19 protein-coding genes are annotated in these 20,123 nt (G+C 66.2%); 14 read left to right on the top strand and 5 right to left on the bottom strand.

Translation table 11 applies throughout. The features are described 5' to 3' along the window. Positions 1 to 49: 49 nt before the first annotated feature. Positions 50 to 2,572, top strand: a complete 2,523-nt coding sequence (locus tag QW863_RS19490) for an EAL domain-containing protein (protein ID WP_315712764.1) — start codon at positions 50 to 52, stop codon at positions 2,570 to 2,572. Here the strand turns inward: QW863_RS19490 and QW863_RS19485 are convergent. Then, positions 2,526 to 3,590, bottom strand: a complete 1,065-nt coding sequence (locus QW863_RS19485) for a helix-turn-helix domain-containing protein (RefSeq protein WP_315713625.1) — start codon at positions 3,588 to 3,590, stop codon at positions 2,526 to 2,528. The genes QW863_RS19490 and QW863_RS19485 overlap by 47 nt on opposite strands. Positions 3,591 to 3,973: 383 nt before the next feature. Next, positions 3,974 to 4,219, bottom strand: a complete 246-nt coding sequence (locus QW863_RS19480) for an Lrp/AsnC ligand binding domain-containing protein (RefSeq protein WP_315712762.1) — start codon at positions 4,217 to 4,219, stop codon at positions 3,974 to 3,976. Between the two features lie 122 nt (positions 4,220 to 4,341). Between QW863_RS19480 and thiD the strand changes: the two genes are divergently transcribed. Then, positions 4,342 to 5,142 carry a bifunctional hydroxymethylpyrimidine kinase/phosphomethylpyrimidine kinase gene (gene thiD / locus QW863_RS19475; RefSeq protein WP_315712760.1) on the top strand — a complete coding sequence of 267 codons (801 nt, stop codon included), beginning with the start codon at positions 4,342 to 4,344 and terminating at the stop codon, positions 5,140 to 5,142. A gap of 114 nt (positions 5,143 to 5,256) precedes the next feature. Then, positions 5,257 to 5,712: an ester cyclase gene (locus tag QW863_RS19470; protein ID WP_409977945.1), complete on the top strand. Its 456-nt coding sequence runs from the start codon at positions 5,257 to 5,259 to the stop codon at positions 5,710 to 5,712. 33 nt (positions 5,713 to 5,745) lie between these two features. Here the strand turns inward: QW863_RS19470 and QW863_RS19465 are convergent, their stop codons facing one another. Continuing rightward, positions 5,746 to 6,795 (bottom strand): AraC family transcriptional regulator, encoded by a 1,050-nt coding sequence (locus QW863_RS19465; protein ID WP_315712759.1) that lies wholly within the window; start codon positions 6,793 to 6,795, stop codon positions 5,746 to 5,748. A 140-nt stretch (positions 6,796 to 6,935) separates the two neighbouring features. Here QW863_RS19465 and QW863_RS19460 point away from each other — a divergent pair, with 140 nt between their 5' ends. The 11 genes from QW863_RS19460 to QW863_RS19410 all read left to right on the top strand — a co-directional run bounded on the left by QW863_RS19460 (position 6,936) and on the right by QW863_RS19410 (position 17,798). Further along, complete coding sequence (locus tag QW863_RS19460; RefSeq protein WP_315712757.1) at positions 6,936 to 7,760, top strand: alpha/beta hydrolase; 825 nt, start codon at positions 6,936 to 6,938, stop codon at positions 7,758 to 7,760. A 15-nt stretch (positions 7,761 to 7,775) separates the two neighbouring features. Further along, the gene (locus QW863_RS19455) at positions 7,776 to 8,288 is read left to right on the top strand and encodes a hypothetical protein (RefSeq protein ID WP_315712756.1); all 513 of its coding nucleotides are present in this window, start codon (positions 7,776 to 7,778) and stop codon (positions 8,286 to 8,288) included. Positions 8,289 to 8,315: 27 nt separating this feature from the next. Then, positions 8,316 to 8,960: a hydrolase gene (locus QW863_RS19450; protein WP_315712755.1), complete on the top strand. Its 645-nt coding sequence runs from the start codon at positions 8,316 to 8,318 to the stop codon at positions 8,958 to 8,960. 14 nt (positions 8,961 to 8,974) lie between these two features. Continuing rightward, a complete protein-coding gene (locus QW863_RS19445; RefSeq protein WP_315712754.1) occupies positions 8,975 to 9,262 on the top strand; it encodes a XapX domain-containing protein in 288 nt (95 codons plus the stop codon). Next, complete coding sequence (locus QW863_RS19440; RefSeq protein ID WP_315712752.1) at positions 9,259 to 11,136, top strand: amidohydrolase; 1,878 nt, start codon at positions 9,259 to 9,261, stop codon at positions 11,134 to 11,136. The genes QW863_RS19445 and QW863_RS19440 overlap by 4 nt, the downstream gene beginning before the upstream one ends. Position 11,137: 1 nt before the next feature. Continuing rightward, the gene (locus QW863_RS19435; protein WP_315712751.1) at positions 11,138 to 11,563 is read left to right on the top strand and encodes a DoxX family protein; all 426 of its coding nucleotides are present in this window, start codon (positions 11,138 to 11,140) and stop codon (positions 11,561 to 11,563) included. Positions 11,564 to 11,589: 26 nt separating this feature from the next. Next, positions 11,590 to 12,480: a glyoxalase gene (locus QW863_RS19430; protein WP_315712749.1), complete on the top strand. Its 891-nt coding sequence runs from the start codon at positions 11,590 to 11,592 to the stop codon at positions 12,478 to 12,480. Positions 12,481 to 12,510: 30 nt separating this feature from the next. After that, positions 12,511 to 13,914: an alginate export family protein gene (locus QW863_RS19425; protein ID WP_315712747.1), complete on the top strand. Its 1,404-nt coding sequence runs from the start codon at positions 12,511 to 12,513 to the stop codon at positions 13,912 to 13,914. Positions 13,915 to 13,933: 19 nt separating this feature from the next. Continuing rightward, positions 13,934 to 14,626: a YoaK family protein gene (locus QW863_RS19420; RefSeq protein ID WP_315712745.1), complete on the top strand. Its 693-nt coding sequence runs from the start codon at positions 13,934 to 13,936 to the stop codon at positions 14,624 to 14,626. Between the two features lie 448 nt (positions 14,627 to 15,074). Further along, complete coding sequence (locus QW863_RS19415) at positions 15,075 to 16,202, top strand: HlyD family secretion protein (RefSeq protein ID WP_409977947.1); 1,128 nt, start codon at positions 15,075 to 15,077, stop codon at positions 16,200 to 16,202. 12 nt (positions 16,203 to 16,214) lie between these two features. Then, complete coding sequence (locus QW863_RS19410; RefSeq protein ID WP_315712742.1) at positions 16,215 to 17,798, top strand: DHA2 family efflux MFS transporter permease subunit; 1,584 nt, start codon at positions 16,215 to 16,217, stop codon at positions 17,796 to 17,798. A gap of 123 nt (positions 17,799 to 17,921) precedes the next feature. Here the strand turns inward: QW863_RS19410 and QW863_RS19405 are convergent, their stop codons facing one another. Further along, positions 17,922 to 18,773: a fumarylacetoacetate hydrolase family protein gene (locus tag QW863_RS19405; protein ID WP_315712741.1), complete on the bottom strand. Its 852-nt coding sequence runs from the start codon at positions 18,771 to 18,773 to the stop codon at positions 17,922 to 17,924. Positions 18,774 to 18,782: 9 nt separating this feature from the next. Further along, the gene (locus tag QW863_RS19400; protein WP_315712740.1) at positions 18,783 to 20,105 is read right to left on the bottom strand and encodes an MFS transporter; all 1,323 of its coding nucleotides are present in this window, start codon (positions 20,103 to 20,105) and stop codon (positions 18,783 to 18,785) included. Positions 20,106 to 20,123: the final 18 nt, after the last annotated feature.

Genomic DNA, 20,123 nt, shown 5'->3' with positions numbered 1-20,123 from the left:
CAGCATCGGCCGCATCGTGGTGAGGGGCAGCCGTTTGGCGGGGGCCATATTGCAGGTTGAAGAGTACAGCGCACCGACGCTGCAGGAAAAGGATGATGCTCGCAGCGGTAGCGGGCGCGAGAGGCTGCGCGCGTCGCTATCGCGATACCGGCTTTATCGCCCTGCGATCATCGCGGCATGCGTCGGCGTCGTGCTGTCGGTCGTCGGGACGGTTGCCGTGGGACGCTGGGAAAACCGGCTGGCGCGCACCGATTTCGAAGGCGTGGCCGAAGCTCAGGCGATCCTGGTCCAGAACGGCGTCAACGAATATGTCAGCCGGCTGACCGCGCTGCGCACCCGCTTCGAATCCGCCAACGACGACATCACCCGCAGCGAGTACCAGACCTTCAGCGCGCGCCTGTTCGAGGCGCATCGCGGCATGCTGCGCCTGGCGTGGCTGCCGCGGATCAAGCGCAAGGAGCGCGGCGAATACGAGGCGGCGGCGATCACCGATGGCGTGCCCGCCTTTCGCATCAAGTCCTATCCCGACGGCACGGTCGCGCCGGAGAGCGACGAATATTATCCGGTCTACTTCTCCACCGAGGCGAAGACCTCGCCGGTCTACGGTCTCGATTATTGGAGCATTCCCGACCATCGCGCCGTGCTGGAACAGTCGCGCGACTACGACGTGATCGGCGCATTGCGCACGCGTCAGAACCTGATCAATCAGAACGAGCGCAACAACGCCGTGATGATCGGCATCCCCGTCTACGCCAAGGGGACGTCGCGCACGACGGTCGCCGACCGCCGCCGCAATCTCAGCGGCTTCATCATCGGCGTGTTCGACCTGCCGACGCTGTTGCAGTCGGTGCGCGCGAACAATCCCAACAGCCCGGCGCTCGCGATCAACCTTCTGCCGCCCGAACGCGTGATCAACGCCTCCGGCGTGGACCCGCAGCGCTGGCCCGCGGACCCCAGCATCTGGTCGACGACCTTGCGCATCGGCGACGCCGACTGGGTGTTCCAGGCGGCGCCCGCCGGTGGCAGCCTGATGGCGAGCCACAACCGCGCGCTGGCGCTGTACGCGGCCGGCATGGCGACGACGATCTTCCTCGCCGTGTATCTCGCGCTGTCGAGCCGCAACGCCCTGCAGCTCGCGCTCGCCAATCGCCGCGTGCTCGAGCTGGCGCAGACCGACGCGCTGACGGGCCTTGCGAACCGCGCCTTCTTCCTCGAGGAAATGGAGCGCATCAACGACGAGAAGAGCGGCCGCTTCACAGTCTTCCTGCTTGACCTCGACCGCTTCAAGAATGTCAACGACTCGCTCGGCCATGGCGCCGGCGACGAACTGCTGGTGCAGGTCGCTCAGCGGCTGAGATCTCAGCTGCGCGACGAGGACGTGCTGGCCCGGCTCGGCGGCGACGAGTTCGCCCTGATCCAGGCCGGATCCGCCGACCAGCGCGCCGCCGCGATCGAGCTTGCGCAGCGCATCACCAAGCTGATCGCCGAGCCGTTCCAGCTCGGCGGGCAACGGGTCGAGATCGGCACCAGCATCGGCATCTCGCTCGCGCCCCAGCACGGCCGCGACCAGGAGCACCTGCTCAAGAAGGCCGACCTCGCGCTCTATCGCTCGAAATCCGCCGGCCGCAGCTGCTACACGCTCTATGACGATGCGATGTCGGCCGAGCTCGAGGCGCGCAACACGCTCGAGGGTGATCTGCGCGACGCCATCGCGCAGTGCCAGTTCGAGGTGCACTATCAGCCGTTCTACGACGCCGAGACGCGCGAGCGCCGCGGTGTCGAGGCGCTGGTGCGCTGGCGTCATCCGGTCAAGGGGCTGGTGCCGCCGGACAAGTTCATCCCGCTTGCGGAGTCGACCGGCCTGATCGTGCCGCTCGGCGAATGGATCATCGGGCGCGCCTGCGACGACGCCACCGCATGGCCGGACGACGTCAAGATCGCCGTCAATCTGTCGCCCGTCCAGTTCAAGCAGGCCGAACTGTTCGACGTCATCCAGTCGGCGCTCGCGAGGTCCGGCCTCGATCCGAAGCGTCTCGAGATCGAGATCACGGAGTCGGTGCTGCTGGAGCGCGCGGCCGAGAACGAGAGCTTCATCGACCGGCTGAAGGGCCTCGGCATCTCGCTGGCGCTCGACGATTTCGGCACCGGCTATTCGTCGCTGCGTTCGCTGACGGCGTTCCCGTTCAACAAGATCAAGATCGACAAGTCCTTCGTCGCCAATCTGAGCGTGCGCGACGAAAGTGCCGCCGTCATCTCCTCGGTCGTGACGCTGGCGCGGGGGCTTGGCATCCAGATCACCGCCGAAGGCGTCGAGACCGAAGAGCAGCTGGTGCAACTGCGCGCCCTCGGCGTCAATTTCGCGCAGGGCTATCTGCTGGGCCGGCCGATGCCGGTCGAGCAGCTCGAGCAGCATCTGGAGATCGCGCGCGCTGCGTCCGATGCCGACGAGCCGCAGCCGGCCGAAGACGCATCTGAGGACGACGCATCCGAGGACGACGACCCGCACTCGGCGGCCGTCGTCGCGCTCATTCCCCGGTCCGGGGCGCTGCTATCCCTCGCATCCAACGGCTGAGCGGCGAGGCGGCTTCGGCGTCCGCGTCGACCGGCAGGCGTGGCGAGCCCAGCATGGCGGCCTCGCGCGCGGCGCTCGGCGTGATGCCGTAGGCGGCCTTGAACAGCCGCGTGAAATGCGCATCGGTCCCGAGCTGCCAGCGCCGCGCGACCTCGCTGATGCGCTGCGTCCGCGATCCCGTCCCGGCGAGATCGAAGAACGCGCGGTGCAGGCGGCGGCTGCGGATGTAGTCGGCGATGCCGCCGATCGGCGCGAACAGGCGATAGAGCGACGCGCGAGACATCCCGAAATGCAGCGCCACCGCGTCGGCGCTGAGTTCAGGGCTCGACAGCCGCGCTTCGATATATTGGCGGACGCGGAGGAGCGAGGCGTCCGGCGTCACGCTGCGGTCGGCATCGCGGCGTTCGAGCTCGCCGCGCAGGCACGCCGAGATCAGCGCGATCGTGCCCTCGACCGCGGCCTGGCACTCGTCGAAACTCATGCGCGGCGCACAGTCGAGCAGCGCGCCGAAATGCCGCGCCAACAGCGGCGCCAGCGCGCCGCTGCGCGGCAGCACCAGGCCGTGCAGGTCGTCGACCTGCAGCAGGCGCGCATCGAACATCGGACGCGGCACCACCAACGTGACGTTCTCGAACGGTGTCGCGCGCGTTTCGAGTGTCTGGGCGAGATCGAGCACGCAGAGGTCGCCGGCCTCGACCCGGATCGGCGAGGCGCCCGCGACGCCCTCATAGCTGCCGTTCACGTAGAGCTGCAGGATGATGTGATCCACGCCGCTGCGGGCGACGGTTTCGGCCGATCGCCGGAACCGCTGGCCGCTCGCACGGGCCGATCCCAGCAGCACGGAGCCCAGCGCATAGGACAGCACGTCCGCTCTGAACGGAGCGGCCTCGCCGGCCGCGAGCTGGTCGACCTCGAAGAACGTCGACGTGGCCTCGCGCCACGCCGCAATGTTCGCCTCGGTGTCCATCTGCTCGGCGCAAAAGCCGTAGCTCGGCAGCAGGGACGAAACGGCTTTGATCTCACTCTTCACGCGGCGCCGCAGTCATTCTTGAGTTTTCGTCTCAACTTCTTGATCGACCGTATCGGATCGGCCGCCCGCCTTGACCCGGTGCTCCGCGTACCCGCTATAGAGCGCCTGTCGCCAAGTTGCCGAAGGGAAAGCCGGGCCGTTCGACGGTCCCCCAATTGCCCCTCACGATCGAAAGGTCCGGCTTTCCGGCCCACCGGTGCGAATTGGCGGACAACGGTCTCCGGCCGCCACCGTCTTTCATGACGAAACCATGCTTGACCCATTTTCAGGACCTCGGCGCCCGTCGGTCACGACGGGCGCCTTTGTCGTGAGGCAGGTGTTGAGGCAGACGCCCGACGGGCAGGCCGCGCCGGGTGAGAAAGCGCGCCTCGTCAGGTGGCGCCGAAGGCCTTGAACGTGATGATGGTGTGGGTGTCCTGAATGCCGGGCAGGATCTGGACCTTCTCATTCACGAAGTGGCCGATGTCGGTGGCATTGTCGACGTAGAACTTCACCAGCAGGTCGTAATTTCCCGCCGTCGAGTAGATCTCGGAGGCGATCTCGGCTTCCGCCAGCGCATTGGCGACCGTGTAGGACTGGCCAAGCTTGCACTTGATCTGGACGAAGAAGGGAACCATTGCGGGCTGTCTCCGGAAGGCATCTTTCGCCTCAATATAGCGTTTTCCGACGAAGTCGATACGCTTTCTCCGGTGGGCCGGCCTGCTTGCCGGGCGCGGCCGGCCCGCGCTAGGAAGGGGGCATGAGCACCCCCGTCGCACTTACCATCGCCGGTTCGGATTCCTCCGGGGGAGCCGGTATCCAGGCCGACCTCAAGACCTTCGCGGCGCTCGGCGTCTATGGCGCCTCGGTGCTGACGGCGCTGACCGCCCAGAACACCAGGGGCGTGACCGGGGTGCATCTGGTGCCGCCCGATTTCGTCGCCGCGCAGATCGATGCGGTGTTCGATGACCTCGCGGTCGGCGCGGTCAAGATCGGCATGGTGGCGCAGGCGCCGATTGCCGACGCCATTGCGGCAAGCCTCGCGCGCTGGCGGCCGCGGCACGTGGTGCTCGATCCGGTGATGGTCGCAACCTCGGGCGCCCGGCTGTTGCCGGAGGATGCGATCGACGCGCTGCGCCGCGGGCTGATCCCGCGGGCGTCGCTGATCACGCCGAACCTGCCCGAGGCGGCCGCGCTGCTCGACGAGCCGGTCGCGACCTCGGACGAGGCGATCGCCGCGCAAGGCCGCCGGCTGCTCGCGCTCGGCTGTCCGGCCGTGCTGATCAAGGGCGGCCACGGGCAGGGCGCCGACAGCACCGATTACCTGATCACATCAGCAACCAGCATCCCATTGCCGTCGCCGCGCATCGACACGACGAACACCCACGGCACGGGGTGTTCGCTGTCGTCGGCCGTGGCCGCAGGGCTGGCGAAGGGGGAGAGCCTCGAGGCGGCCGTACGCAACGCCAAGGCCTTCATCTCCGGCGCGATCGCGGCTGCCGATCGCTTCACGGTCGGACGCGGCCACGGCCCGGTGCATCATCTCCACCGCTATTATTGAGGTCACTCATCTTTGAGGTCACTTCCCGTGGGAAGTCCGCTTAGCTGGCGACAGCCGAAATAGCTGGGGTGGGCAACGGCTGCATCATGTCTGCGCCCCGGGGGAGATGACGGAATGATGACGCGTTTCGCCGCGGTGGCCGCGGTGCTGTTCGCCACGGTCGCAACACCGGTGCTGGCTCAGCGGGCCTATTCGGCCCAGGAGGAGCGCAACAAGGCGATCGTGCTCGACTTCTATGAGCAGGGCCTCAATCGCAAGGATTTCGAGGCGGCGTCGAAATATCTCGGCACCTACATCCAGCACAATCCGAATGCCGAGGACGGCCCGGAGGGATTTCGCAAGTTCATCGAATTTCTGAAGGCCAAATTTCCACAGTCGCACAGCAGGATCACGCAGGTGCATGTCGACGGCGACTTCGTCGTGCTGCGCGTTCACGCCGTCCGCGAGCCCGGCACGCGCGGCAACGCCATCGTCGACATCTTCCGTCTCAAGGACGGCAAGATCGAGGAGCATTGGGATTCGGTTCAGCCCGTTCCCGAGCAGTCGGCCAATCCCAACGGGATGTTCTGAAGAACGCGTCTGAAGCCGTCTCCCGCCGGCGGATCATGGTCCGCGCGCGACAGCGACTTCCCGCCGCACGCCCTCCATCAGCCGCGAGCGGTATTCGCCCGGTGATTCGCCGAACCAGCGATTGGATGCGCGGAAGAAGGTGCTCTGGTCGGCATAGCCGAGCAGATAGCCGATGTCGGTGAGCGTCATGCGGAAATCGGCGAGATGGCGCTGGGCGAGCTCGCGCCTGACATCGTCGACGAGATCGCTGAAGGAGAGGCCTTCGTCCGCCAGCCGGCGCTGGAAGGTTCGGTCGCTCAAGCCCAGCTCGGCTGCGATGGCCGAGCGCAGCGGGCTGCCGTCGGGCAGCAGCCTGACGATCGCGGCGCGGGCGCGATACGCAGTGTCGGCCTTGACCAGACGCTCCAGCGCCTCGTCGGCGATCCGATCGTGGATTGCCGAAAGCTCGGGCGCCGAGGTCGTCAGCTTGCAGGCGAGATCCTGATCCGACACCAGGAAGCCGTTGAATGGCGCGTCGAATTCGAGTGGGGATTGGAACGCCCTGTTGTAGCACGCGATCGATAGCGGCACCGCATGCGAGAAACGCGTGGCGAGCGGCGTCAGCGGACGATCCAGCATCCACCGGCATAGATTGAGCAGATTGACGACGCCGTAGTCATAGCGCTGCCGCGGAATCGGGCATTCACCGCCGAACACGTCGGTCCGCACCCAACGGCCGCCATTGCCCTGCTCGAGCGTGATGGTCACCGCGTCGCTCACCAGGCACATGTAGCGGATCAGTCGCGTCAGCCCGGCGAGGAGCGTGGGGCTCGACATCATGGCATAGCCGGCGACGCCATAGTTGTCAGGTCGCGGCGCATCGAGCTTTGCCAGCCCGATGTCCGGATTGCCCGAACGCTCGGCCGCCAGCACCCACAACCGGCTCAGCGCCTCGGTCGGCCAGCGGCGATCGCAATCGTCGAGATCGTCGATCGACAGGCCTACGTCGGCGAACAGCGCAGCCGCATCCAGACCTTGCTCGTTCAGCGTCGTCGCGACGCCGCGCATCCAGGACGACGATGTGGTTCGAATCTGCTGAGCCATCCCTTGGCCTTCTGGGGCCAGTGCTTTGGCCTCCTCGGGTCATTGTGCAGATGCACATGAGATTGCATAGCACCGGGTATTGGCGATCGCGACACGAAATTCGTTGGTGCGACCGCATGGCTGGCGCGCAGGAGAAAATCATGCCCGTTCTGAAAACCAATGACGGCACAGAGCTTTACTACAAGGATTGGGGCTCCGGCCAGCCGATCGTGTTCAGCCATGGCTGGCCGCTGTCAGCGGATGATTGGGATGCGCAGATGCTGTTTTTCCTCAATCACGGCTTTCGCGTCATCGCCCATGATCGCCGCGGCCATGGTCGTTCGGCCCAGGTCGCCGACGGTCACGACATGGACCACTATGCCGACGATCTCGCGGCCTTGACCGCGCATCTCGATCTCAAGCGCGCGATCCATGTCGGCCATTCCACGGGCGGCGGCGAGGTGGTGCATTACCTCGCGCGCCATGGCGAGAGCCGCGCGGCCAAGGCTGCCATCATCGCCGCGGTGCCGCCACTGATGCTGCAGACCGCGGCCAATCCGGGCGGGCTGCCGAAGTCGGTGTTCGACGACTTTCAGACCCAGGTCGCCACGCGCCGCGCGGAATTCTATCGCGACGTCGCCGCTGGGCCGTTCTACGGCTACAACAAGCCTGGCGCCAAGCCGTCCGAGGCCGTGATCCAGAACTGGTGGCGGCAGGGCATGATGGGCAGCGCCAAGGCGCACTACGACGGCGTCGTCGCCTTCTCGCAGACCGACTTCACCGAGGATCTCAAGAAGATCACCTTGCCGGTGCTGGTCATGCACAGCGAGGACGACCAGATCGTGCCTTACGCGGATTCCGCGCCGCTGTCGGCCAGGCTGCTGAAGAACGGCGTGCTGAAGACCTACAAGGGCTTTCCGCACGGCATGCCGACCACGGAGGCGGAGACCATCAACGCCGACCTGCTGTCCTTTATCAAGGGCTGATCAGAGGAGGCTTGCATGACCTGGGGAATTCCGACGGCCCTGTTTCTTCAGATCCACGTGGTGCTGAGCCTGATCGGAATCGCGACCGGGCTCGTCATGCTCGCCGGCATGATGGCAGGCCGCCATCTGGCGGCCTGGGCGGCGCTGTTCCTGGTCACGACCTTCCTCACCGGCGTGACCGGCTTTCCGCTGCCGCCGTTCGGTCTCGACCCGCCGCGCATCATCGGCATCATCCTGCTCGCGCTGTTGATTGCGGCCAGCGTCGCACTCTATGCGTTCGCGCTGTCGGGATGGTGGCGACGGGTCTACGTCGTCACCGCGCTGCTCTCGCTCTATCTCAACGTCTTCGTCGCGATCGTGCAGTCGTTCCAGAAGATCGGCGTGCTCAATGTCCTGGCGCCGACGCAGAGCGAGCCGCCGTTCGCCGCAGCTCAGCTCGTCACGCTCGCTCTTTTCATTGCTTTCGGTGTCTTCTCGTGGCGGCGTTTCGCGCCAACCACGCTGGCGCCGCGAGCTTCTCTCACCTGATCGATTCGACCCTTCAAGGAGAACCTCGTGTCCAAGCTCGAAATGCTGACCCCGCAGAACTGCGCCGTGGCGTTGATCGACTATCAGCCCGCGATGTATCAGGGCGTGCAGTCTCATGACCGCCTCGGCGTGTTCAACAACATCCAGATCGTCGCCAAGGCGGCCAAGCTGTTCAAGATTCCGACCGTGCTCACCACGGTCGCCAAGGACTCGTTCTCCGGTCCCTTCATGCCGGAGGTGACCGAGCTGTTTCCAGAGCACGACATCGTCGACCGCACGGCGATGAACTCCTGGCTCGATGCCGGCTTCCGCAAGCAGGTCGCTGCCACCGGTCGCAAGAAGTTCATCATCGCGGGACTCTGGACCGAGGCCTGTGTGCTGTTCCCGACGCTCGACATGCTGCGCGAAGGCTATGAGATCTACATCCCGGCCGATGCCTGCGGCGACCTGTCACTCGAGGCGCACAACAGGGCGATGGACCGCGCGGTGCAGGCCGGTGCGGTGCCGATCACCTCGTGCCAGTTCGCCTTCGAGCTGCAGCAGGACTGGGCGCGTGCCGAGACCTATGACGGCATGATGGAGATCCTGAAGGCGCATTCGCCCTACGGCATCCAGATCCGCTTCTCCAAATGGGCGCTTGGAGAGCACGCCTCGGAGGGCGGGGCCAAGTAGTCCCGGGACGAACGATGAAGATCTATCTGTTTTCGCTCGGGGCAGGGCTGCTGGTCGGCGTGATCTACAGCCTGCTTCAGGTCCGCTCGCCGGCGCCGCCATTGGTGGCGCTGGTCGGCCTGCTCGGCATCCTCGTCGGAGAGCAGGTGATCCCCGTGGGCAAGCAGCTCCTGAACGGCACCACGCTTGCTGCCGCGTGGCAGAAGGCGGCCTGCGCCACGCACATCTTCGGCCTGCTGCCCGGCCACCACGGCCGGGCAGAGACGACCAATTCTACTGTGCAGAATGAGAAGGCCTCATGAGCGATTACCCCGATCTCATCCTCCATCACGGCCTGTTCACGACGCTCGATCGGTCCAATCCCACGGTGAGCGCGGTGGCGATCAAGGACGGCGCCTTCACCGCGGTCGGCCACGAGCAGGACGTGATGAAGCTCGCCGGTCCCCGAACGAAGATCATCGATCTCACGGGCCGTCGCGTGCTGCCGGGGCTGATCGACAATCACCTGCACATCATCCGCGGCGGGCTCAACTTCAACATGGAGCTGCGCTGGGACGGTGTGCGCTCGCTCGCGGACGCGATGGCGATGCTCAAGGCCCAGGTCGCCATCACACCGCCGCCGCAATGGGTGCGCGTGGTCGGCGGCTTCACTGAGCATCAGTTCGCCGAAAAGCGCCTGCCGAGCATCGACGAGCTGAACGCGGTGGCGCCTGATACCCCGGTGTTTCTGCTACACCTGTACGACCGCGCGATCCTGAACGGCGCCGCGCTACGCGCCGTCGGCTACGACAAGGACACGCCGCAACCGCCCGGCGGCGAGATCGTGCGCGATATCAGGGGCAACCCGACCGGCTTGCTGCTCGCCAAGCCGAATGCGGCGATTCTCTACGCGACGCTGGCCAAGGGTCCGAAGCTGCCGTTCGACTATCAGCTCAACTCGACGCGGCACTTCATGCGCGAGCTGAACCGGCTCGGCGTCACCGGTGCGATCGATGCCGGCGGCGGCTTCCAGAACTATCCGGACGACTACGCCGTGATCCAGAAGCTGGCCGATGACGGCCAGCTCACGATCCGGCTCGCCTACAATCTGTTTACCCAGAAGCCAAAGGGCGAGAGAGACGACTTCCTGCGCTGGACGCAGAGCTCGACCTACAAGCAGGGCAACGACTATTTCCGCCACAACGGCGCCGGCGAGATGCTGGTGTTCTCTGCCGCCGATTTCGAGGATTTTCGCGTACCGCGGCCGGACATGCCGGCCGAGATGGAAGGCGAGCTCGAGGAGGTCGTGCGCATCCTGGTCCAGAACAAGTGGCCGTGGCGGCTGCACGCGACCTATGACGAGACCATTTCGCGCGCGCTCGACGTGTTCGAGAAAGTCAACCAGGATACGCCGCTCAAGGGTCTGCACTGGTTCTTCGACCATGCCGAAACGATCTCGGACCAATCGATCGACCGCATCGCGGCGCTCGGCGGCGGCGTCGCCGTGCAGCACCGCATGGCCTATCAGGGCGAGTACTTCGTCGAGCGCTACGGCTTCGGCGCGGCCGAGGCGACGCCGCCGGTGAAGAAGATCCTCGACAAGGGCGTCAAGGTCTCCGCCGGCACCGACGCGACCCGCGTCGCTTCCTATAACCCCTGGGTGTCGCTGTCGTGGCTGGTGACCGGCCGCACCGTCGGTGGCCTGCGGCTGTATCCGCAGCGCAACTGCCTCGATCGCGAGACCGCGCTCAGGATGTGGACCGAGAACGTCACCTGGTTCTCCAACGAAGAAGGCAGGAAGGGCCGCATTGCGGTCGGGCAGTTCGCCGATTTGATCGTGCCGGATCGCGACTTCTTCTCCTGTGCGGAGGCCGAGATCGCCGACATCACCAGCGACCTCACCATGGTCGGTGGCCGCATCGTCTACGCCGCCGCCGCGTTCAAGCCGCTGGACGACGCGGCTCCGCCGCCGGCCATGCCGGAGTGGTCGCCGGTGCGCCGCTTCGGCGGCTACGGCGCCTGGCTGGAGAAGGACGATCACGGCGGCGTCCGCGCCCAGGCGATGCAGATGTGCGGCTGCGCCAGCGGATGCGGCGTGCACGGCCATGACCACGCGCGGGCATGGTCCTCCAGCCTGCCGGTCTCCGATCTCAAGAGCTTCTGGGGTGCGCTCGGCTGCGCCTGCTGGGCGGTCTGAGATGGCGGGGATGTCCGACACGCCACGGCCGATCGCCGCGGTGCTCGACTGGCGCTGGCTGTGGCACGCGGCGCGGGTCGCGCTGGTTTCAGCCTATCTGATCGGCGGCGTCCAGAAGTTCATGGACTTCCCAAGCGCGATTGCCGAGCAGGCGCATTTCGGCCTGCAGCCGGCGGCGCTGTGGGCGGCGGCCGCGATCGCCGTCGAGCTGATCGGCTCGGTGCTCGTCATCGCGAACCGGTTCGTCTGGCTCGGCGCCGGCGCGCTCGGCGTGCTCACGCTCGTTGCGATGCTCGCCGCCAACGATTTCTGGCACATGTCCGGCCATGACCGGTTCATGGCGCTGAACGCCTTCTTCGAGCATCTCGGCCTGATCGCCGGCCTCGTGCTCGTCTCGATCATCTCCCGGCGCACGCACCGCGCTTGATCCACATCTGCTCATTCGAGGTCGTCATGGTCCGTTCCCGTCATCTGCTCGGCGCCGTCATCGCCACCACGCTGCTCGCCGCGCCCGCTCTCGCCAAGGACGCGCCGCCGCTGATCGGCGTGGGCGCGCAATACGACACCACGCATGTCTATGTCGCGCCGGACGACGTCGAGAAGTTCGTCACCAGCTTCCTCGCCACCTTCGGCGGCCAGAGCACCAAGCAGGTGGTTGCGACGGTGACGCCTGCTCCGAGCAGCACGACCTCGCAGCTGTTGCAGACGCCAGTCGGCACGGTCTCGCTGTTCGGCTTCAAGACCGGAATTCCGTATCCGTTCGGGGCCGAACGCACCGGCTATCTGGTCACCGATCTGGACGCGGCGATCGAGGCGGCCAAGGCCGCCGGCGCCGACGTGCTGGTCGCGCCATTCCCCGATCCGATCGGACGTGATGCCGTGATCCAATGGCCGGGCGGCGTCAACATGCAGCTATACTGGCACACGACCAAGCCGTCCTATCCGGCGTTCGACACCGTTCCGGAGAATCGCGTCTATGTATCAGCCGACCGCGCCGAGACCTTCACGCGCGCCTTCCTGCGCTTCTCCAAGGGCAAGGTCATCTCCGATGACCCAAGGGCGCCGGGCGTCGAGATCGGCCGTCCGAATGATCACTATCGGCGCATCCGCATCGCGTCGGTGTTCGGCCGCATGACCGTGCTCGTCACCGACGGCCATCTGCCGTATCCGTTCGGACGCGAGACGACCGGCTACGAGGTGACTGATCTCAAGGCCACGCTCGACAAGGCAAAAGCAGCGGGCGCCACCGTGCTGGTCGAGCCGTTCAACTCGGACAGACGCGAGCAGGCACTGGTGCAGTTCCCCGGCGGCTATGTCGCGGAGATTCATGCGCCATTGAAGTAGGATGCTGCGGCGATTCCTGAGAGGTCATGGATGGCGTGGCTCCTGAGAAAGACCCTGGTCGCGAGTACGCTGCTCGGCGCGCTGTGTGCAGCCACGCCAGCTTTCGCCGAGGACAACGCCTCGCGTCCGGCGATCCGCACCAACCGCTGGCAGGAGGACTGGTCGGTGCTGGCCGATCCGGCGCTGCGCACGGCGCCATCAGATCCGATCAAGTACATCCCGCTGCAGCAGGACCATCCGCAGAGCTACGTCTCGTTCGGCATGAACCTGCGCGAGCGGTTCGAGAGCCTGGATGCCGCGAGCTTCGGCATCGGTGGAACGCGACCCTATCAGCATCTCCTGCAACGGCTGCAGATCCATGCCGACGCACATCTCAACGAGAACTGGCAGCTGTTCGTCCAGCTGGAGGACGACCGTGCCTTCGGCAAGGCCAAGATCACGTCCGTCGACCAGGACCCGCTCGACCTCCGGCTCGCCTTCCTCGCCTATGTCAATACGACGGACAGCGGCACGTTCAAGGCCCGGGTCGGGCGGCAGGATTTCGACTTCGACCTGCAGCGCTTCGTGTCGTCGCGCGACGGACCGAACGTGCGCCAGTCCTTCGATGCGCTGTGGGCCGACTGGGAAAGCGGCCCATGGCGCTTCATCGGCTTCGTCAGCCAGCCGGTGCAATATAATCTGGTGCGTCCGTTCGACGACACGTCGAACGGATCGTTCCTGTTCCACACCTTCCGCGTCGAGCGCCAGGTGCTCGGCACCAACGAGCTGTCGTCGTATTATTCCTACTATCAGCGCGACAATGCGCGCTTCCTCGACGCAGCCGGCCTCGAGCAGCGCCACGTGCTGGACATCCGCTTCGCCGGCAAGCTCGCGGGCTTCGACTGGGATCTCGAGGCGATGGGGCAGGCGGGCTCGGTCGGGGCGAAGCAGATCCGCGCCTGGGGCGCCGGCGCCCGCGCCGGCTACACCTTCGCCGACCTCGCCTGGCAGCCGCGCATCGGCCTTCAGCTCGACGGCGCCTCCGGCGACCGCCATCCCGGCGACAACAGGATCGAGACCTTCAATCCGCTGTTCCCGAACGGCTATTACTTCACGCTGGCCGGCTTCACCGGCTACACCAACCTGATCCATCTCAAGCCGTCGCTGACGGTGAATCCGACCGCCGCGCTGTCATTCATGGCCGCGATCGGCCTGCAATGGCGCGCGACCAATGCGGACGCGATCTACGTCCAGCCCAATGTCGCGGTCGCCGGCACTGCGGGGCAGGGCAGCTCGTGGTCCGGCGTCTATGCGCAGTTGCGCGCCGACTATCGCTTCAACGCCAACCTCACCGGAGCGTTGGAAGCCGTGCACTATGAGATCGGCGATACGCTGCGCCGCGCCGGCGGCCATGACTCCGACTACATCGGCATCGAATTGAAATACGCGCTCTGAGCAACGAAAGTAGGACGACATGTCGCAATTCGAGTCCCGCAACGTGGTGCCGCTGCTGCTCAGCGTCAACGCCGGCTATGTCGACACCGCCGGGTTCCTGGCGCTGCAGGGCCTGTTCACGGCGCATGTCACCGGCAACTTCGTGACGTTCGGCGCGGCGCTGGCACTCGGGACCTCGGGCGCGATCGCCAAGCTGCTGGCGCTGCCGGTGTTCTGCGTGGTCGTGATCGCGACGCGGCTGGCCGGGACCTTGCTGTCCCGGCGGTGGTCACGCGCCTTCGAGGTCCTGATCGGCGTCAAGCTGGTGCTGCTCATGCTCGGTGCCGTGCTCGCCATCCATTTCGGCCCGTTCCATGACGGCGACAGCCGCGAGGCGATCATCACCGGCATGGTGCTGGTCGCGGCGATGGCGATCCAGAATGCCGTGCACCGGATCCATCTGCCGAGTTCGCCGCCTTCGACCCTGATGACCGGCACCACGACGCAGGTGATGATCGATCTCGCCGACAGGATCTATGTCGGCGACAAGGGCCAAGCGCCGCCGCCGGCGCGGCTCATGCAGATGGCCATCAACGTGCTCGCCTTTGCGCTCGGCTGCGGCGCCGCCGCGCTGCTGTTCATGCGCCTGGGGAGCTGGTGTTTCGTCGTGCCGCCGGTCATTGCCGCGCTGGCGCTCGGCGTGCGCCTCGCGGGGCCGGAGCCGGCGCGCTGAGGACGCCGTCAGGTGCCGGTGCCGCGCCGGCCGGACGTGCGGTGCCGGCGCCGTCGGCGGCAGCCGTGTGCGCGTGTTGTATTTGCCCGAGTTCATCGAGCCATCGCGATGACGTGAGACTGCAACCGCGGCGGCGGAACGCAGTTGACGTTGCTGACGGCGGACCGCGGTGAAGGCGCAGCGGAACGCGCGCCGGCGGCCTTCAATGACGAAAAGTTTAGCCGTCCGCATCGCGGCTCGCCATTGCGTCCCACCTGCCTCACCCCCAATTCTAGAAACGAAACGGTTCCGTTCTATTCAAGGAGACGTGATGACACAGCAAGCTCTGTCATCGGCCGAGGTCCCATCGGCGGCCAACGACGATCCGGCGGTCTCGGCCCGCGATCGGGCCGTGCAGCAATGGCGCGGGCGGGCCTCCGGCGAGCCTCGGCAGCAGGTCGAGGCCAAGATGCCGGCGGCGGAGCCCGGCCCGTCGCCGACGGAGCACGGGCAGCGCCAGGAGAGGTCCCGGAGGAGCCTGATCCGGCGGCATCCGCTTGGGGCAGCGCTGGGTCTCGTGCTGCTGCTCGCCGTCGGCGCCGGCGGCTACGTCTACTACGATGCGGCCGGTCACTATGAGACCACCGACGACGCCTTCATCGCGGCCCGCCAGTTCTCCATTGCGCCGAAAGTCTCCGGCTACATCACCGCCGTCCCGGTCACCGACAACCAGCATGTCAAGGCCGGCGACGTGATCGCGCGCATCGACGATCGCGACTGCAAGACCGCGCTGGCGCAGGCCGATGCGCAGGTGAAGTCGGCGCAGGCGGCGATCCGCAACATCGATGCGCAGATCGACGTGCAGCAGGCGCAGATCATCGCGGGCCAGGCCCAGGTCGAGCAGGCCCAGGCCGGGCTGACCTTCGCAGAGCAGCAGGCCAAGCGCTATCAGGACCTCGCCCGCACCGGCTCCGGCACTGTGCAGAGCGAGCAGCAATACACATCGCAGCTTCAGCAGCAGAAGGCGGCGCTGACCTCGGCGCAGGCCAACCTCTCGGTCGCGCAACGCCAGTTGGAGTCGCTGAAGGCGCAGCACGAGAGCGCCGACGCCAATCTCGCTCAGGCGCAGGCCCAGCGCGACCAGGCCCAGCTCAATCTGTCGTACACGACCGTGACCGCGGCGCAGTCCGGCCGCATTGTCAATCTCAGCGCCGCTGATGGTCAGTTCGCGGCACAAGGGACGGCGCTTTCGATGTTCGTGCCCGATGACGTCTGGGTGACCGCCAATTTCAAGGAAACCCAGCTCGACGAGATGCGGCCCGGCCAGCCCGTGACCCTCGAGATCGACGCCTATCCGGAGCGCGAGATCCGCGGCCATGTCGCGAGCGTGCAGTCCGGCTCGGGCCCGGCGTTCTCGCTGCTGCCGCCGCAGAATGCGACCGGCAACTACGTCAAGATCGTGCAGCGCGTGCCGGTCAAGATCGACATGGACGATCCGCCGACGGACGTCGCGCTCGGCCCGGGCATGTCGGTGGTGCCGACCGTTCGCGTCGATCCCAAGCCGTCGCTCTATGAGCGGCTGAAGGCCGTGCTGTGAGAGAGGTCCGCCATGAGTGAGGCTGCTCCGCTCGCCGCGTCGCGATCCGCAGGCAGTCCGTGGATCATCGCGGTGCTGGTGGCGCTCGCGACCTTCATGGAGGTGCTGGACACCACCATCGCCAACGTCGCGCTGCCCTATGTCGCCGGCGGCATGGGCGTCAGCCAGGACGAATCCTCCTGGGTGGTGACGACCTATCTCGTCTCCAACGCCATCATCCTGACCGCATCGAGCTATCTCGCCAAGCGCTTCGGCCGCAAGACCTTCTTCCTGCTGTGCCTCGGCCTGTTCACCTTGAGCTCGGTGCTGTGCGGCTTCGCCTGGAATCTGCAGGTGTTGTTGTTGTTCCGGATCATGCAGGGCCTCGGCGGCGGCGGCATGGTGCCGGTGGCGCAATCGATCCTCGCCGACTCCTTCCCGCCGGAAAAGCGCGGCCAGGGGTTCGCGCTGTTCGGCGTCGCCGTCGTGGTCGCGCCCGTCGTCGGTCCGACGCTCGGCGGCTATCTCTCCGACAACGTCTCCTGGCACTGGTGCTTCCTGATCAACGGCCCCGTCGGCGTCGCCGCGATGATCCTGATCGGGCTCATCCTCAAGGAACCTGAAGAGGTCACGGCCGAGCGGCGCAAGCAGGCGCATGGCTTTGACGTGGTCGGCTTCGTGCTGGTCGCGACATTTCTCGGCGCGCTCGAACTGATGCTGGACCGGGGCCTGGAGGACGACTGGTTCGACTCGCGATTCATTATGGTGACCGCCGCGGTCTGCGTCGCGGCCTTCATCGCCATGATCCCCTGGGAGATGAACCAGAAAAATCCGACGGTCGATGTCCGCATGCTGGCGTCGCGCCAGTTCGGCGCCAGCTTCCTGGTGATGCTGGCGACCGGCGCGATCCTGCTCGGCACCACGCAGATGCTGCCGCAGATGGTGCAGCAGGATTTCGGCTACACCGCCACCTGGGCCGGCCTCGTGCTGTCGCCGGGCGGCCTCGTCACGATGGCGATGATGTTCGTCGTCGGACGCCTCTCGGGCAAGGTGCAGCCGAAATACATGATCATGACGGGCGCGGCCGTCGTGGCGTTCGCGATGTACGACCTCACCCGGGTCTACGCCAATGTGGATTTCTGGTTCTTCGCCGAATCCCGCATGCTGATCGGAATTGGCCTGCCGCTGATCTTCCTGTCGATCACGACCGCGTCCTACAACGGCATTCCGCCTGAGAAGACCGACCAGGCCTCGGCGCTGATCAACGCCGCGCGCAACACCGGCGGCTCGATCGGGGTGTCGCTGGCCGCCAACATCCTGGCGCATCGAGGGCAGTTCCACCAGAGCCGGCTGGTGGAGAATGCGATTCCGTCCAATCCGGCCTATCAGGACACGCTGCATCAGGTGACCAACTACTTCACCGCGCATGGCAGCTCGCTGGTCCAGGCGCAGCAGCAGGCGCTCGCCTGGATCGGGCAGACCGTGCAGATGCAGTCGTCGCTGCTCGCTTATGTCGACGTCTACTGGGCGCTGATGCTGATCTCGCTGTCGGCGATTCCGCTGGCGCTGACCTTGCGCAAGGTCAAGCTCGGCGGCGGGCCGGCGATGGCGCATTGAGTAGGCACTGTTGTTCGGCTGTCATTCCGGGGCGATGCGCAAGCATCGAACCCGGAATCTCGAGATTCCGGGTTCAGCCCTGGCGGGCTGCCCCGGAATGACGGTCAAGAACATCAGGGGCGCTCACACCGCCTCGTCGGCGATGCCGTTCCGCAACAGTCCGATCTTGTCGATCTCGACCTCGACGATGTCGCCGGGCTTCATCCACAATGGCGGCGTGCGGCGGGAGCCGACGCCGCCTGGCGTCCCCGTGGCGATCACGTCGCCGGGCTCGAGCCGGGTGAACGACGAGCAGTACTCGATCTGGCGCGGGATATCGAAGATCATCTGGCTGATCGTGGCGTCCTGCACCACCTCGCCGTTCAGTCGGGTCTGCAGCCGCAGCGGACCGAGATCGTCGATCTCGTCCGGCGTGACCAGCCACGGGCCGAACGCGCCGGTCGCGGGAAAATTCTTGCCCGGCGTGAACTGGTGGGTGTGGCGCTGGAAGTCGCGCACGCTGCCCTCGTTGTAACAGGCATAGCCGGCGATGTGCTGCCAAGCCTCGCTGCGCGGGATGTAGCGGCCGGGCTTGCCGATGACGACGGCGAGCTCGCCCTCGAAATCGAGATCGGTCGAGACGCGCGGGCGGATGATGTCGGTAAGGTGTCCGGTCTGGCTGTTGGCGAAGCGGCCGAACACCGTGGGGTTCTCGACCTCGGAGCGGCCGGTCTCCTTGCGGTGCGTCTCGTAGTTCAGGCCGATGCAGAGGATCTTGTCAGGGTTCGGGATCACCGGAAGGAAGGTGATGGCCGAGAGCGGATACCGCCTTGCGCCCGAGGCCGCTGCAGCCGCCTCCGTCAGCGCGTCCGCTGCGATCGCCGATTTCAGGTCCGGGAAGCGGTTGCGCAGGATAGCACCGAGATCGGCGATGTCAGTGCCCTCGACCAGTCCCCAGGTCGGCGCATTGTCGATGGTGAAGCTTGCAAATCTCATCCGTTGTCCTCAGGTCGAAACCGCCGCTACGGCGGAGGGAGAAGCCGGTTCTTGCGCCGATTTCGCGAAGCGCGCGATGGTGCGCTCCGGGAAGATCAGCGCGAAGGCCGAGATGGCGCCAACGATCAGCACGCCGGCGGTGAAGGTCATGGCGTGGGCGTAACCAAGCGGCGCGTTGCCGCCGGCCTCGCCGACGATCCAGCCGGTGAGCGCATTCGACACCAGCGCGGATGCCGCGTTGCCGGAATAGATCACGACGATGAGCCGGCCGCGCTGGAGCGCCGGCGCCACGGCGCCGAGCGCGACGGGGCCGAAGATCGTGGTGAGGCTCGGTGCGGCGAAGGCGATCGCGATACAGGCGAGCTGCAGCGGGCCCGAGGTGACGATGCTCAACAGCAGTGCGCAGCCGGCGGCGAGCAGCGCGAGACCGGAGGCGTGGCCGAGGCAGGCACGCAAGCTGAAGCCTTTGCGCTGCAGAACTTGCGTCAGCCAGGAGCCGCCGAGCAGCAGCGGCGACTGGAACAGATAGATCCCTGAGATGATCCAGCCGACATCGACCTGCTTGTAGCCGAGCCCGAGCTGCAGATAGGGCGGCAGCCAGGTCGCGGACATGCCGACGATCCAGTACGACGCGGTCGACATGATGATGACGCCGATCACGGTCGGATCGGCCCACAGCACGCGCGCCGGCAACGCCTTGTCCTTGGCCGCCGCAGCCTCCGGCGCATGGGCGGAGTAGGGTCCTTCGCCGCCGATGAAGAACCAGCCGAGCATCCAGGCCAGCCCGAGCAGGCCGCAGAACAGGAAGCCGGTGCGCCAGCCATAGCTCACGATGACGTAGGTCAGGATCGGACCGCCGGCCAAGAGGCCGACGCTGATGCCCTGCAGCACCACGGCGCTCGGCACGCTGCGCCGGTCGGCGGGAAACCAGTTGTAGCAGGCGTGCAGCGCGGTCGGCAGCCCAGGCCCTTCGCCGGCGCCGAGGATGATGCGGCAGATCACCAGCACGGCGATCGAGCCGGAGAAGAAGATCGGGATCTGCGTCGCCGACCAGACGCCGGCCATGATCAGGAGCAGCCATTTCACCGGGAAGCGTCCGACGACGAACATGCCGACCGCCATGCCCGACAGCGAGAACAGCAGGAAGAAGCTGCTGCCGATCAGCCCGAACTCCTTCGGGCTCAAGCCCAGCTCCTTCATCATCGGCACGGCCGAGAGGCCGAATACCAGCTTGTCGAAGAAGTTCAGCGTCTGGAACAGGAACAGCATGATGAGGACGGCGATCGCGCGTCCTCCCATACTGGATCTAGCGGTGTCCGATGATGTCGTCATGGCGTTTCCCCGTTTGAT

The organism is Bradyrhizobium sp. SZCCHNR1017 (assembly GCF_032381375.1).
Lineage (GTDB): Bacteria > Pseudomonadota > Alphaproteobacteria > Rhizobiales > Xanthobacteraceae > Bradyrhizobium.
Note: the sequence above shows the minus strand (reverse complement) of the source record. Positions and strands in the feature narration are given on the sequence as shown.